The sequence below is a fragment of the Nesterenkonia sandarakina genome (genome assembly GCF_013410215.1).
Taxonomy (GTDB): domain Bacteria; phylum Actinomycetota; class Actinomycetes; order Actinomycetales; family Micrococcaceae; genus Nesterenkonia; species Nesterenkonia sandarakina.
Map to the genome: position 1 here is coordinate 2,680,798 of NZ_JACCFQ010000001.1, position 14,334 is coordinate 2,695,131.

Below are 14,334 nucleotides of genomic sequence, written 5' to 3' on the forward strand. Positions count from 1 at the left end.
GTGCTGCCGTGTGCTCATCCCTGTGCGGTCGCGCTGCTCAGCGCACCGGGATCAGGTCCTCTCGGGGGCGCCCAGCAGCGTGCGGGCCTCCCCCACCAAGGTGATGGATCCGGTGATCAGCACGCCGCCGATCAGCCCCGGATCCGCCTCGTCGGCGCGTCCGACCGCCCAGTCGATCGCGTCGTCGAGGCGTTCGGTGACGTAGATGTCCTGCTCCGCGTAGCCGACGTCGAGCGCCAGGCTGCCCAGCTCCCCGGCGGGGATCGCCCGCGGCGAGGTGGACTGCGTGAAGCAGATCTCCTCGACCAGCCCCTCGTACTCCTTGTACAGCGCGGTGAGCATCTCGCGGGCGTCCTTGTCCTGCAGGATCCCGACCACCAGGACCAGCCGGGAGAGCCCGAAGCTCTCCTTCAGCGCCTGCGCGCTGGCGGTGACCCCGGCGGGATTGTGCGCGGCGTCGACGATGATGCTCGGGCCGGTGCGCAGAGTCTCCAACCGGCCAGGCGCGCTGATGTTCTCCGCGGCCAGGCGCAGGTTCTCGATGTTGAGCTCCTGGTCTCCCCCTCCGATGAACGCCTCCAGCGCCGCCACCGCCACCGCGAAGTTCTGCGCCTGGTGGGCCCCGTGCAGCGGCAGCAGGATCTCTGGGTAGCGCCCTGCCAGCCCGGAGACGGTCAGCTGCTGACCGCCCACCCCCGGGACCCGGGATTCGACGCCGAACTCCACGCCTTCGAAGCGGAAGGGCACCCCTTTGGCGCGCGCCTCGGCGAGCAGCACATCGGCCGCCCCCGGGACCTGCGCGGCGGAGATCAGGAACCCGTCGGTCTTGATGATCCCGGACTTCTCCAGGGCGATGTCACGCTCGTCGTCGCCGAGCAGATCGGTGTGGTCCAGGCTGATCGGGGTGATCACGCTGACCGAACCATCGGCCACGTTGGTGGCGTCGGTGATGCCGCCGAGGCCCACCTCGAGCACCATCACATCCACCGGAGCATCGGCGAAGACCGCGAAGGCCAGGATGGTGAGGCATTCGAAGTAGGTCAGCGGCACCTCATCGCGCTCGGCGAGCGAGGCGTCGACCATGCTGATGAACGGGCGCACCTCGTCCCAGATCCGCACGAAGGTGGCGTCGTCCACCGGGCCCCCATCCAGGCAGATGCGTTCGGTCACCGAGGTCAGGTGCGGGGAGGTGTAGCGTCCCACGCGCAGATCGTGGGCCAGGAGCCCGGCCTCGATCATCCGCGCCGTGGAGGTCTTGCCGTTGGTGCCGGTGATGTGGATGACCGGGGCGGTCCGGTTCGGCTCCCCCAGCAGGTCCATGGCCTCGACCATGGGCTGCATCCGAGGTTCCATCTTGTTCTCCGGGGCCCGGGAGAGCAGCTCCGCGTAGACGCTGGCCACTGAGAACTGATCAAGATCCTCGCTCATGCTCGAGCTCCTTCGACGACTGAGACATGGATGCTCGGTTCGGTGGCAGTCTCGCAGGCCACCGGGTGCAGATCCACTGTGAGGGTCTCCTCGCAGACCAGATCCCGGTGGGCCTCCAGCGCCGCCACCACCTCGGGGGACGCGGTGACCGTGGTCTCGATCCGGTCCGAGACCTGGAGGTCGGCGTCCTTGCGGGCCTGCTGGATGCTGCGGATCAGGTCCCGGGCGGTGCCTTCAGCGATGAGCTCTTCACTGAGCGCAGTGTCCAGCACCAGGAATCCACCCGTGGTGTCCAAGACCGTGACGGCCTTCTCCCCGTGCTGCTCCGAGACCGTGGTGCTCAGCGTGTATTCGCCCTCGAAGAGTTCCAGCCCGCCGGCGGTGACCACGCCCTCGACCACCGACCAGTCACCGGACTTCGCACCCTTGATGGCCTGCTGGACCTGCTTGCCCAGGCGGGGCCCGACGGCGCGGGCGTTGACCACCAGCTGCTGGCCGATGCCGAAGTCGGCGGCCTCGGTCTGCTCCGCGTCGAGCAGCTGGACCTCCTTGAGGTTCAGCTCATCGGCGATGATCTGCTGGTAGGTGCCTTCAAGCGCGAGCGCCTGAGGCACGACCACGCTGAGCTTGGCCAGCGGCTGACGCACCCGCAGGTTCGCCTGCTTGCGCAGCGAGGACCCGGCGGAGCTGACCACCCGGGTGAGCTCCATCAGCTCCACGGCGCGCTCATCGCGCAGGTAGTCCTCCGGGTTCGGCCAGTCGGCCAGGTGCACCGAACGGCCCCCGGTCAGACCGCGCCAGATCTCCTCGCTGATCAGCGGCAGCAGCGGGGCCGCGACTCGGGCGAAGGTCTCCAGCACGGTGTAGAGCACGTCGTAGGCGGCGAAGTCCTCGGCGTAGAACCGCGTCCGGGAGCGCCGAATGTACCAGTTGGTCAGCGTGTCGGAGAACCGACGCAGCGACTCGCAGGCGGCGGAGACGTCATAGGCGTCCAGCGAGGCGGTGACCTCGCGGACCAGGTCACCCGTGGCGGCCAGGATGTAGCGGTCCAGCGGGCTGGCGACGTCGTCGGCGCCCACGGACTTCGCCTGGTAGCCGGCGCCGTCGTTCGCGGTGTTGGCGTAGAGGCCGAAGAAGTGCCAGGCGTTCCACATCGGCAGCAGCACCTGGCGCACGCTCTCCCGGATGCCCTCCTCGGTGACCACCAGGTTCCCGCCGCGCAGGATCGGAGAAGACATCAGGAACCAGCGCATCGCGTCGGAGCCGTCGCGGTCCAGCACCTCGGAGACATCCGGGTAGTTCTGCAGCGACTTGGACATCTTCGCCCCGTCCGAGCCCAGCACGATTCCATGGCTGATCACGTTGGTGAAGGCCGGACGGTCGAAGAGCGCGGTGGCCAGCACGTGCATGGTGTAGAACCAGCCGCGGGTCTGCCCGATGTACTCCACGATGAAGTCCGCCGGATGATGATCGGCGAACCACTCCGCGTTCTCAAACGGGTAGTGGACCTGGGCAAACTGCATCGACCCGGAGTCGAACCAGACATCCAGGACGTCCTCCACCCGGCGCATGGTGGACTTCCCCGTGGGGTCATCCGGGTTCGGCCGGGTCAGCTCATCGATCCAGGGACGGTGCAGGTCCGGCTCGCCTGCCGCGTTGCGCGGGTAGTCCCCGAAGGCCTGCTTGAGCTCCTCCAGTGAGCCGTAGACCTCGGTGCGCGGGTGTTCCGGGTCATCGGAGACCCAGACCGGAAGCGGGCTGCCCCAGTAGCGGTTGCGCGAGATCGACCAGTCCCGGGCGTTCTCCAGCCACTTGCCGAACTGGCCGTGCTTGACGTTGCCCGGGATCCAGTTGATCTGCTCGTTGAGCTGCAGCATCCGCTCCTTGACCTGGGTGACCGCCACGTACCAGGAGGTCACCGCCTTGTAGATCAGCGGGGTGCGGCAGCGCCAGCAGTGCGGGTAGGAGTGCACATAGGAGGCCTCGCGGACCAGCCGGCCGGAGGACTTGAGCTCGTTGATGATGGTGCGGTTGGCCTCGAAGACCTGTACACCGGCGATCGCGGCCAGCGGGCTCGCACCGCTCGGGGTGGGCTGGGCGAACATCGGCAGGAACCGGGCCCCCTCGTCCACGGAGAGGATCACCGGGATCCCGGCCTCCTCGGAGGAGCGCTGATCCTCTTCACCATAGGCCGAGGCCTGGTGGACCAGACCGGTGCCGTCGGTGGTGGTCACGTAGTCCTCCACCAGCACCTGGAACGCATGCTCGGTGCCCCAGGTCTCAGCATCGGTGTAGTAGTCCCACAGCGGTGCGTATTCGATGCCGGCCAGCTCGGTGCCCTGATAGCGGGCGACGACGGCGGCGGCTGCGGCCTCGGCGGCGGTGGTCGGGGCGGCGTCGTCGCCCTTGCTGTTGGCTTCGGTGGCGCTGTCGGTGTCGCTGTCGCTGAAGCCCAGATCCTTCGCGTAGGCGCCGAGCAGCTCGGCGGCGATCAGATGCCGGCCGGGAAGCTCGGACTCGGCCGGCGCCTGGACGACCACGTATTCCACCTCAGGCCCGACAGCCACGGAGAAGTTGGTCGGCAGCGTCCAGGGCGTGGTGGTCCAGGCCAGCAGGTTGACCCCGGCGAGCGCCTCACCGTGGGCGCCACCGCCGGTGATCGGGAAGGCCACCGTGACCGACGGGTCCTGGCGGTCCTTATAGACCTCGTCGTCCATGCGCAGCTCATGGTTGGACAGCGGGGTCTCGTCCTTCCAGCAATAGGGCAGCACCCGGAAGCCCTGGTAGGTCAGGCCCTTCTCGTGCAGCTGCTTGAAGGCCCAGATGACCGATTCCATATAGTCGACGTTGAGCGTCTTATAGTCGTTCTCGAAGTCCACCCAGCGGGCCTGACGGTGCACATAGGACTCCCACTCGCCGGTGTACTTCAGCACCGAGGCCCGGCAGGCGTCGTTGAACTTGTCCACGCCGAAGGCCTCGATCTCGGCCTTGTCCGTCATGCCGAGCTCCTTCATGGCGGTCAGCTCGGCGGGCAGCCCGTGGGTGTCCCAGCCGAAGCGGCGCTCCACCCGGGAGCCGCGCTGGGTCTGGTAGCGGGCCACCAGGTCCTTGACGTAGCCGGTGAGCAGGTGCCCGTAGTGCGGCAGACCGTTGGCGAAAGGAGGCCCGTCGTAGAAGACGAACTCGTTGGCCTCACCGGAGGAGTCTTCGGTGGGGCGGTTCTCGATGGAGGCCTGGAACGTGCCGTCCTGCTCCCACTGCGCCAGCACCCGCTCTTCGATCTTCGGGAAGCGCGGTGAGGCGGGGATCCGGCGCGCGCCGGATTCGGCGGCTGATGCGCGGGGATACACGGGAGAGCTGTTCTCGGTCATGGAGATCCGTCCTGCTGTGGTGCTGAGCAATGGTCTGACGCACTCACAAGGACGCCTGCCGGGCGCGGTACCACCTTGCTTGCCCTGCCGAGGACTCCCCTGCCCCGCGAACGAGGTGGGGACCCGCCGTCGGGCCGCTCCATGACTGCTGTGACGGGCTTACCCGTCCGGCTCTACTGAGGCCTGCCAGCGGATGCCGCAAGGCCTGTTCTTCCGGAAGCTCACCGGTGATGGCCGGGTCAAAGCTGCTGGGGACAGTCTACTGGGTCCTGGCTCGAGGAGCCATCCACGCGCCATCCGGGGCGCGCACCACTGCCACCTGCCCGACCCGGGCTGGAAATTCCCGTGTGTTACGGTCTACTGCTTGTGGCCGGGTTCACCCCGAGGCAAGACCCCCTGCGAGCCAGATGTCATGAAAGACCGCAGGTCATCAGGGGTGCTGCCCGGCTGGCACGAGGGGACCGTGCGGGGACACCGCCCTGCGCCGCCTGCAAAGCTCCGCCGAGGCTGACGCGTCAGCCCGCGTATATGAGCCGCACGTGCGGCCCCGGTCCATCGCAGCACCACGCAGCGTCGCCACGACGCCTGGTCTGCCCGCGCCCTGAGAAGCACGCGCCCTGAGATGCCTGCAGCGAGAACACTGATACTCAACGAGGGGAACACAGAACGTGAACGAAGCTAGCGCAGTCCAGTTCAGCGCCATCACGGTGGTGCTGCTGCTGGTGGCCTTCTACGGAGGCACCTATCTGATCTCGCATCGGATCAGGAAGAAGAAGGAGAACGCCGACGCCTACATGACGGCGGGGAACAAGATCGGTTTCGGGATCTCGGCGGCGTCGATGACCGCCACCTGGATCTGGGCCTCCTCGATGTACGCCTCCGCGGAGGCCGGCTACACCTACGGGATCTCCGGGCCCATCCACTACGGGCTCTGGGGCGCGCTGATGATCTTGTTCATCTACCCCTTCGGCAAGCGCATCCGGGCGGTGGCGCCTCAGGCGCACAGCATCGCCGAGGTGATGTACGCCCGGCACGGCCGCTCCAGCCAGCTGATGCTCGCCGGCTCCAATGTGGTGGGCAGCCTGATCTCGCTGATGTCGAACTTCATCGCCGGCGGGGTGCTGATCGCGATGCTCTCCCCGTTCACCTTCATCCAGGGCGTGCTCACCGTGGCCGCCGGGGTGCTGCTCTACACGCTGTGGTCCGGCTTCCGCGCCTCGGTGCTCACCGACTTCATCCAGGTCATGGCGATGTTCGCAGCGGTGGCAGTGATCATCCCGTTCATCTTCATCGCCGCAGACTTCCCCTCCGCCTTCGAGACCGGGGCGCAGAACCTCTCCGCCGAGCAGCAGAGCTTCTTCTCGTCCGAGGCGTTCCTGAACCAGGGCGCCCCCTACATCGCGGCGGTGCTGGCCTACGCCGTCGGCAACCAGACCATCGCGCAGCGGCTGTTCGCCGTGCGCAAGGACCTGATCAAGCCGACCTTCATCACCGCGACCATCGGCTATGGCGCGATGGTCATCGGGGTGGGCATGTTCGGCGTGCTCGCGCTCTACCTGGGCTTCGAACCCACCGACGGCGACGCCAACAACATCATCCCGGAGATGGCGGCCAGCTACCTGCCCGCGGTGCTGCTGGCGGTGTTCTTCGTGATGATCATCGGCGCGCTGTCCTCCACCGCAGACTCGGACCTGGCCGCGATGTCTTCGATCATGATGGCCGACGTCTACGGACAGAACGTGGCCGGCAAGGGCCGAGCCAACCCGAGGACCATGCTGCTGGTGGGCCGGGTGACCATGCTGCTGGCCACCGCGGCGGCGGTCAGCTTCGCGAGCCTGCAGCTGAGCATCCTGGACCTGCTGGTCTTCGTCGGCGCACTCTGGGGCGCACTGGTGTTCCCCGTGCTGGCCAGCTTCTACTGGAAGAAGGTCACCAATAAGGCGTTCACAGTCTCGGTGCTCGCCGCGCTGGCCTGCTTCGTGCCGGTGCGCTTCGAGTGGTTCCCGCTCTCCGGGGCGCTCGGGATCCTGGTGGATCTGCTCTCCGTGACCGGGATCGCCGTGATCCTGGGTCTGATGTGCTTCGGCTTCTTCGGGATCAAGGTCGCAAAGGTCGTGGCGGTGATCGCCGGCGTGGTCTCGGCGCCCTTCGTGATCGGCTTCCTGCACGACTACGCCACCCTCAGCGCCTCGCTGGTGGCCTACGCGGTGAGCACCGTGGTCTGCTGGGCGATGTCGGTGCGCGGCACCGCAGAGTTCGACTTCGCGCTGATCGCCCAGCGCACCGGCAACTTCGACGACGACGGCGCCGCCCCCGGCACCGCGACCGGTGCTGCCGCTGACGCCGACGCCCCCGGTGCAGCCAATCCTGAGAACTATGACACGACGACTGTGGGAGACACCCGATGAGCACCCTTGCGCTGACCCTGTACACCCTGATGTGGCCGATGATCGTGCTGGTCGTGATGGGCGTGATCGGCTACGCCTTCTTCACCGACTTCAAGGAGGCCCGCAGGTCCGGGAAGGACATCATCTGAGACCAGACAGGCTGGTCACCGGGGCTGTCCGGCCCCGGTGACCCCGCTATAGGCTGATCGGGCAGCCCGAGAGGAGCCCCGGTGAGCATCGACGTCTGGCCCGAGACGGCCCCGACCCAGATCCTGCTTCTGACGCTGGCGTTCGTGTTCTCGGCGGCCATCGGGATCGAGCGCGACATCCGGCAGAAGTCCGCTGGTGCGCGCACCCACATCCTGGTCGGCATGGGCTCAGCGTTGTTCACCCTGGTCTCCGCCTATGGGTTCTCGCATCTGATCGGTGGGGATGTCGTCCTGGACCCGTCACGGATCGCCGCGCAGATCGTCAGCGGGATCGGCTTCATCGGCGCCGGTGTGATCTTCGTGCGGCAGAACGCCGTCTCCGGACTGACCACCGCCGCCTCGATCTGGGTGACTGCCGCCGTGGGGATGGCCTGCGGTGCGGGGATGCCGCTGCTGGCCGGGCTGACAGTGGTGTTCTACATGCTCTCCGTCACCCTGGTGACGACGCTGGTGCGTCGACTCCCCCGCCGGGATCGCACGGAACGCTATGTGGTGCGCTACGCCGACGGTCGCGGGATCCTGCGTGAGATCCTCGGGGCCGCCTCGCAGCTGGGATATGAGACCCGCCTGGTGCGCACCCGGCGGATCGAACGCGCCGAGGGCTTCGCGGTGGACGCCACCATGATCTTCACCCGCACCCAGCGCGTGGGCCGCGAGCAGCTCTTCGAGGCGCTGCAGGAGCTCGACGGCGTCGTGGAGGTGCACACCGTCACCGTGGAGAACGACTGAGGGATCCGGTCCCGCCGCTGATCCACAAGTCGTCGAGCGTGTCCAGAGAATCGTAGAGCTGCAGCCCGAGGATCGGCTGCAGCTCTACGATTCATCGGCGGGCGCGGGGAGGGTCAGACCTGGGCGGGCTGTTCCTCCTCGGCGAGCTGCACCTCGGTGACCAGCACCGCCTGGGTCCCGTCGGTCTGCGCCACGAGTTCCAGGGCGCGGGACCGGGTGGCAGCCTGCACATCGGCGATGGCCGCATCGATGTGGGCCAGGGTCGCCTCGGGCGCGGAGATCGTGGCGGTGAGCACCTCGGTGCGCTGTTTGACCTTCGCCTCGGACTTGACCTTGCGCAGACCCGAGAGGACCTGAGCCAACGAGTCCAGCATGCCGGCCGAGCCCTGCACAGACTCCAACCCGGCGGTGGACGGCCACTGGGTCGAGTGCACCGAGCCGTCGCGCCACCAGCGCCAGACCTCGTCGGTGACGAAGGGCAGCACCGGGGCGAAGAGCCGCAGCAGGGAGTCCAGGGTGGTCGCCAGGGCGGCGAGCACCGAGTCCTGCGCCTGTTCGCCGCGGGTCCCGTAGGCGCGGTCCTTGACCAGTTCCACGTAATCATCGGTGAAGGACCAGAAGAAAGACTCCACCAGCTGCAGCGCCCGAGCGTAGTCGTAGTCCGCGAAGTGCTTGGTGGCCTGGTCCACCACGGTGCGCAGCTCGGCGATCAGGGCGCGGTCCAGGGCTTCGGTGAGGACCTCGGCTCCGGCGTCGTCGGTGATGATGTGGGCCTCGGTCACGCCCAGGTTCAGCGCGAACTTCGAGGCGTTGAGCAGCTTGATCGCCAGGCGGCGCCCGATCTTCATCTGCGCCACCTCGTAGGCGGTGTCCGCGCCCAGCTTGGCCGAGGCCGCCCAGTAGCGCACCGCGTCGGAGCCGAACTGCTCCAGCGGCTCGGTGGGCACGACCACGTTGCCCTTGGACTTGGACATCTTCTTCCGGTCCGGGTCCAGGATCCAGCCGGAGATCGCAGTGTTGGTCCAGGGCACGGAATCGTTGAGTGAGTTCGCGCGCACCGCGGAGGCGAAGAGCCAGGTCCGGATGATGTCATGGCCCTGCGGACGCAGGTCGAAGGGGAAGACCTTGTTGAAGAAGTCGTTGTCCTTCTCCCAGCGGCCTGCGATGTGCGGGGTGATCGCCGAGGTGGCCCAGGTGTCCAGGACGTCGGACTCACCGATGAAGCCTCCGGCCGCCCCACGCTGGGACTCCTGGAATCCGGCGGGGACCTCCGAGGCGGGATCCACCGGCAGCAGCGCCTCATCAGGGAGCAGCGGGTTGTCGTAGTCCGGTTCGGCGTCGGCGTTCAGCGGGTACCAGACCGGGATCGGCACGCCGAAGAAGCGCTGCCGGGAGACCAGCCAGTCCCCGTTGAGGCCCTCCACCCAGTTCTCATAGCGGGACCGCATGAAGCTCGGGTGCCAGGAGATCTCCTTGCCGCGGGCGATCATCTTCTCCCGGCGTGCCGCGTCGCGCCCACCGTTGCGGATGTACCACTGCCGGGAGGTGACCACCTCGAGGGGCTTGTCGCCCTTCTCGTAGAAGTGCACCGCGTGCATGATCTTCTTCGGCTCGCCCTCGAGCAGCTCCGCGGCCGCGAGCAGCTCCACCACGGCCTCCTTGGCGGAATGCACGGTCTTGCCGGCGAGCTGGTCGTAGTTGGCCTGTCCCTGCGCAGACCTGATCCACTCCGGGGTCTCCCGGGAGAACCGCCCGTCACGCCCGATCAGCGCGCGGGTGGGCAGCTGCAGCTCACGCCACCAGGTCACATCGGTCATGTCACCGAAGGTGCAGATCATCGCCGCGCCGGAGCCCTTGTCCGGCTGCGCGAGTCCGTGCGCCTTGACCTCGACCTCGACGTCGAAGAGCGGGGAGATCACGGTCTTGCCGAAGAGGTGCTGGTAGCGCTCGTCCTCGGGGTGTGCGACCAGCGCCACGCAGGAGGGCAGCAGCTCAGGTCGGGTGGTCTCGATGAAGACCTGCTCCCCGGTGTCCTTCACGGTGAACGGGTACCGGTGGTACGCCCCGGGGTGCTCCTTGGCCTCGAGCTCGGCCTGCGCCACGGCGGTGCGGAAGGTGATGTCCCACAGGGTCGGGGCCTGCGCGGTGTAGGCGTTTCCGGCGTGAATGTCGCGCAGGAAGGCTCGCTGGGAGGCGGCGCGGGAATCGTCGTCGATGGTCCGGTAGGTCTGGCGCCAGTCCACCGAGAGGCCGAGCCGGGAGAAGAGGTCCTCGAAGACCTTCTCGTCCTGGACGGTCAGGGTCTCGCAGAGTTCGATGAAGTTCGCCCGGCTGATCGCGTCCCAGTCCCGCTGGTTCTTCGCCGGCTTCTCCGGCGGGGTGTAGTCGGGATCGTAGGGCTGGGCGGGGTCGCAGCGCACCCCGTAGTAGTTCTGCACCCTGCGCTCAGTGGGCAGGCCGTTGTCGTCCCAGCCCAGCGGGTAGAACACGTTCTTCCCGGTCATCCGCATGAAGCGTGCCATGACATCGGTCTGCGTGTAGGAGAACATGTGGCCCACGTGCAGGGACCCGGAGGCAGTGGGCGGCGGGGTGTCGATGGAGTACACCTCGGCGCGCTCGGTGTCCTCGTCGAAGTGGTAGATCTCCTCAGCCTGCCAGGCGGTGTGGAGCTTCTCCTCGAGGCCCTCCAGCGCCGGACGGTCCGGGACCACCGGGGTCTTCGGCGCGGTGGTGCCGTGGGAGGAGTCTGCGGAAAGGGTCTCGGTGGCGGGCGCGTCTGTGCCCGGGGTCTGATCAGCCATGCTGGTCATTCTCTCACGACGGAAGTGTCACATATTGAACCCCCGGTTCTCTGCAGAGACCGTGCTCACTAGGCTGAGCCCATGATTCAGACTGATGTCTCCCCCCGCAGCGCCTTGGTCACCGGCGCCTCCTCCGGGATCGGCGCGGCCACTGCGCACCGTCTCACCACCGAGGGGTGGCGGGTCTTCGCCGTCGCCCGGCGTGCCGAGAAGCTCGAGAGCCTCGCCGAGCAGGAGGGGATCATTCCGATCATCTGTGACGTCACCGATCCCGAGCAGGTCGCCGCGGCCCTGGAGGAGGTCACTGCGGCCGGCGGCATCGACACGTTGATCAACAACGCCGGCGGGGCACTGGGGATAGACCCGGTGGCCGAGGGCAGGCCCGAGGACTGGCGCTGGATGTATGAGGTCAATGTGCTCGGCGCGCTGAACATGATCCAGGCGTTCATCCCGATGCTGCGCGCCCACGGCGAGGGCACGATCCTCACCGTGACCTCCACCGCCGCCATCACCGCCTATGAGGGCGGGGCGGGGTACAACGCGGCGAAGTTCGGCGAGCACGCGCTCACCGGGGCGCTGCGCCTGGAGGAGGCCGAGCACAACATCCGCGTGATCGAGGTGCTGCCCGGCATGGTCGCCACCGAGGAGTTCACCGCCAAGCGGCTGCGCGGAGACGTCGCGGCGGCCCAGGCGGTCTACCGCGGGGTCAAGCGGCCGCTGCTGGCCGAGGACATCGCCGAGGTGATCGCCGGCGCGGTCACGCTGCCCCACCACGTGAACCTCGACCAGGTGGTGGTCCGCCCGGTGGCCCAGGCCGCCCAGCACAAGGTGATCCGCGAAGAGTGATCACTCCCCCGGCCTGAGCCCACCAGAACCGACGACGACGCCGGCGCGAGCCTCTGAGCCCGCGCCGGCGTCCTCGTATGGTGCCCTCTGCTGAGCTTCCTCGCAGACGGGAGGCGTGGATCAGTCGAAGGCTGGGGACTCCGTGCGGGAGCGCTTGAGCTCGAAGAAGTACGGGAACTGGGCCAGGGCCACCGCGCCGTCGAAGACCACGCCGGCATCCTCGCCGCGCGGAATCCGGGTTAGCACGGGCCCGAAGAACGCGGTGCCCTGGAAGGCCACGATCGGGGTGCCCACGTCCTGACCGACCAGGGAGATGCCCTTCTCGTGGGAGGCGCGCATCTCGGCGTCGTTCTTATCCGTCTTGGCCTCTGCCAGCAGGTCCTCGTCCAGGCCCACCGCGCGCAGTGCGCTGAGCGTGGCGGCTTCGAAGTCCTTGTTCCCGTTGTTGTGGATCTCGGTGCCTGCTGCGGTGTAGAACTCACCGACCTTGTCCTCGCCGTGCTTGAGTGCGACGGCGGTGGCGGTGCGGGCCGGGATCCAGCGGGAGAGCTGCTCGGGGTCCTCGGCCGGTGCGGGGTTCTTGTCCTCGTTGAGCACGCCGAGGCTCATCACGTTCCAGTGGACCTCGATGTCGCGGACCTTCTCGGCCTCCAAGATCCAGCGCGATGTCACCCAGGCGAAGGGGCACAGCGGGTCAAACCAGAAATCGACGCGTTCAGCCATGAAGGGCTCCTCTCGGCGCGGGGCGCTCGGCCGCCGCGCACGGATCAGTGTTCGTTCGGATCAGCTGCGGCGCGCATCCGGAAGACGCCTGCCCCGCAGCTGGTGCTTCTCATCCTGCCAACCGGGTCCGCGCAGATTCCATTCCTGGCCCAGCCTGTGGGGACGCACCGCGTGGCCGTGCGGGCGGCACCCGCCGCGTTCGCCAGGCAGGTCAGGAGGCAGATCAGCAAGCAGATTGGACCGGCAGGGTCAGAGCGGGGCGTCCTGCGGGATGGGGACCTCAAGACCCAGCAGCGCGTTCTCGGTGACCTCCATCAGCGCGGGATGGATCCAGTACTGGCCGCGGGCGGCGGTATAGGCGTCCTGGCCGAAGCTCATCGCCTGGATGATCGGCTGGATCAGGTTCGAAGCCTGGTAGCCCATGACATGGGCGCCGAGGATCTGCCCGCTGCGACTGTCTGCGATCACCTTGAAGATGCCGTGCCCGTCCTCCATCGCCCAGCCATAGGCGGTGTCGCCGTAGTTCTGGACCTTGGTGGTGACGTGGTCCTCCCCGATCGTGTCCACCGCCTGGGCCTCGGTGAGACCGACCTGGGCCATCTCGGGGAAGGAGAAGATCGCCGAGGGGATCACGTCCTGCCGAGACGCCCGGATCCGCTCGGGATGCTCCAGATTGTGAGCGACCACCCGGGCCTCGTGGTTCGCCACATGCTTGAGCATCGCCTCGGAGCTGATGTCACCCAGGGCGTAGAGACCGGCCACCGGTTCACCCTGGATGAGGACCCGCTGGTACTCATCCACCGCGAGGCGGCCATCGGGGTGCAGGTCGAGCCCGGCCTCTGCCGCGCCGATCAGGTCGGTGTTCGGGGTGCGGCCGATGGCCACCAGGACCGCGTCCACGTCGTGGTGCTCGACCCGGCCGTCGGAGCTGACCAGCTCGGCGCGCAGTCCTGCTCCGTGCTCGACGATCCTGCTCAGCGTGCGCTCGTAGTGCACGGTCCAGTTCCGCTCAGCCTCTGCGGAGAAGGCTGTGGAGATCTCGGTGTCCATCGCCTTCATCAGCCCGTGGCTGCGATTGACCTGGATCACTTCGGTGCCCAGGCCGGAGAAGATCCCGGCGAACTCGCAGGCGATGTAGCCCCCGCCGATGATCAGCAGCTTCTGCGGCTGCTGCTCGATGCGCATGACGCTGTCTGAGGTGTGCACCCCGGGCAGCTCGATTCCGGGGACCTGGGGCAGCGTGGGCCGGGACCCGGCGGCGATGACCAGCTGATCGGCTTCGGCGCGGACACCAGAGTCAGAGACGAATGCAAAGGGCGGCTGGCGGAGGTCCCCGGTGAGCCTGACCTGCTCGGCCACGAGGTCCACATGCTCTAACTCCACCTCCCGATAGTGCCGTCCACCCGACGAGATGGCGTCGACGCGGGAGAAGATCCGGTCCCGCATGGCGGGGAAGTCCACCGCGGTGGTCTCCTGGGTCAGGTTGAGCCGGGCGGCCTCCTCCGGGCCGCGGGCCAGCGCCGCGGGGCGGACGAACATCTTCGTGGGGATGCAGCCCACGTTCAGGCAGGTGCCGCCGAAGGCCGCCGTGCTCCCGGAGCCCTTGTCCGCCAGGACGACGCGCTTGTCATCCCAGAAGGGCGTGATCAGGGAGTTCCCGGAGCCGGAGCCGATGATGGAGAGGTCATAGTGGGCCATGCGGTAATCCTAGACTCCCCCGCTGGGCGATCTGCACGCCGGCCGAGGCGGGAATCCCTGCACCTTCTGCTCGGTTGTCCTGGGAGGGCCCCCGGGGCTGCGCGGATCCGCCGCAGCGACTGGGGCCCGTCACCCGATTCGC

General features: G+C 67.8%; 9 protein-coding genes. 4 read left to right on the plus strand and 5 right to left on the minus strand.

Translation table 11 applies throughout. The features are described 5' to 3' along the window. Window positions 1-51: 51 nt before the first annotated feature. Entirely contained in the window at window positions 52-1,428 is a 1,377-nt protein-coding gene (locus HNR11_RS12230) for a bifunctional folylpolyglutamate synthase/dihydrofolate synthase (protein ID WP_179442616.1), read from the minus strand. After that, entirely contained in the window at window positions 1,425-4,799 is a 3,375-nt protein-coding gene (gene ileS / locus HNR11_RS12235; protein ID WP_179442617.1) for an isoleucine--tRNA ligase, read from the minus strand. Before ileS ends, HNR11_RS12230 begins: the two co-directional genes overlap by 4 nt. A gap of 668 nt (window positions 4,800-5,467) precedes the next feature. Here ileS and HNR11_RS12240 point away from each other — a divergent pair. From HNR11_RS12240 to HNR11_RS12245, 3 genes are all read left to right on the plus strand, one after another. After that, window positions 5,468-7,207: a sodium:solute symporter family transporter gene (locus tag HNR11_RS12240; RefSeq protein ID WP_179442618.1), complete on the plus strand. Its 1,740-nt coding sequence runs from the start codon at window positions 5,468-5,470 to the stop codon at window positions 7,205-7,207. After that, on the plus strand, window positions 7,204-7,335 hold the full coding sequence (locus HNR11_RS13895) for a putative transporter small subunit (RefSeq protein ID WP_218849701.1): 132 nt from the start codon (window positions 7,204-7,206) through the stop codon (window positions 7,333-7,335). Before HNR11_RS12240 ends, HNR11_RS13895 begins: the two co-directional genes overlap by 4 nt. Before the next feature lie 81 nt (window positions 7,336-7,416). Then, a complete protein-coding gene (locus HNR11_RS12245) occupies window positions 7,417-8,124 on the plus strand; it encodes an MgtC/SapB family protein (RefSeq protein WP_179442619.1) in 708 nt (235 codons plus the stop codon). Window positions 8,125-8,237: 113 nt separating this feature from the next. On the opposite strand, the gene valS is transcribed toward HNR11_RS12245, so the two are convergent. Beyond that, complete coding sequence (gene valS / locus HNR11_RS12250) at window positions 8,238-10,925, minus strand: valine--tRNA ligase (protein WP_179442620.1); 2,688 nt, start codon at window positions 10,923-10,925, stop codon at window positions 8,238-8,240. A gap of 81 nt (window positions 10,926-11,006) precedes the next feature. Between valS and HNR11_RS12255 the strand changes: the two genes are divergently transcribed. After that, complete coding sequence (locus HNR11_RS12255) at window positions 11,007-11,771, plus strand: SDR family oxidoreductase (protein ID WP_058889041.1); 765 nt, start codon at window positions 11,007-11,009, stop codon at window positions 11,769-11,771. Window positions 11,772-11,891: 120 nt separating this feature from the next. Here the strand turns inward: HNR11_RS12255 and HNR11_RS12260 are convergent, their stop codons facing one another. Next, window positions 11,892-12,494, minus strand: a complete 603-nt coding sequence (locus HNR11_RS12260) for a mycothiol-dependent nitroreductase Rv2466c family protein (RefSeq protein WP_179442621.1) — start codon at window positions 12,492-12,494, stop codon at window positions 11,892-11,894. 249 nt (window positions 12,495-12,743) lie between these two features. Continuing rightward, on the minus strand, window positions 12,744-14,192 hold the full coding sequence (locus HNR11_RS12265; RefSeq protein WP_179442622.1) for a mycothione reductase: 1,449 nt from the start codon (window positions 14,190-14,192) through the stop codon (window positions 12,744-12,746). Window positions 14,193-14,334: the final 142 nt, after the last annotated feature.

Coding starts and splice junctions, on each gene's coding strand:
- HNR11_RS12230 (WP_179442616.1), bottom strand. CDS start 1,428: ATGAGCGAGGATCTTGATCAGTTCTCAGTGGCCAGCGTCTACGCGGAG.
- ileS (WP_179442617.1), bottom strand. CDS start 4,799: ATGACCGAGAACAGCTCTCCCGTGTATCCCCGCGCATCAGCCGCCGAA.
- HNR11_RS13895 (WP_218849701.1), top strand. CDS start 7,204: ATGAGCACCCTTGCGCTGACCCTGTACACCCTGATGTGGCCGATGATC.
- valS (WP_179442620.1), bottom strand. CDS start 10,925: ATGGCTGATCAGACCCCGGGCACAGACGCGCCCGCCACCGAGACCCTT.
- HNR11_RS12255 (WP_058889041.1), top strand. CDS start 11,007: ATGATTCAGACTGATGTCTCCCCCCGCAGCGCCTTGGTCACCGGCGCC.
- HNR11_RS12260 (WP_179442621.1), bottom strand. CDS start 12,494: ATGGCTGAACGCGTCGATTTCTGGTTTGACCCGCTGTGCCCCTTCGCC.
- HNR11_RS12265 (WP_179442622.1), bottom strand. CDS start 14,192: ATGGCCCACTATGACCTCTCCATCATCGGCTCCGGCTCCGGGAACTCC.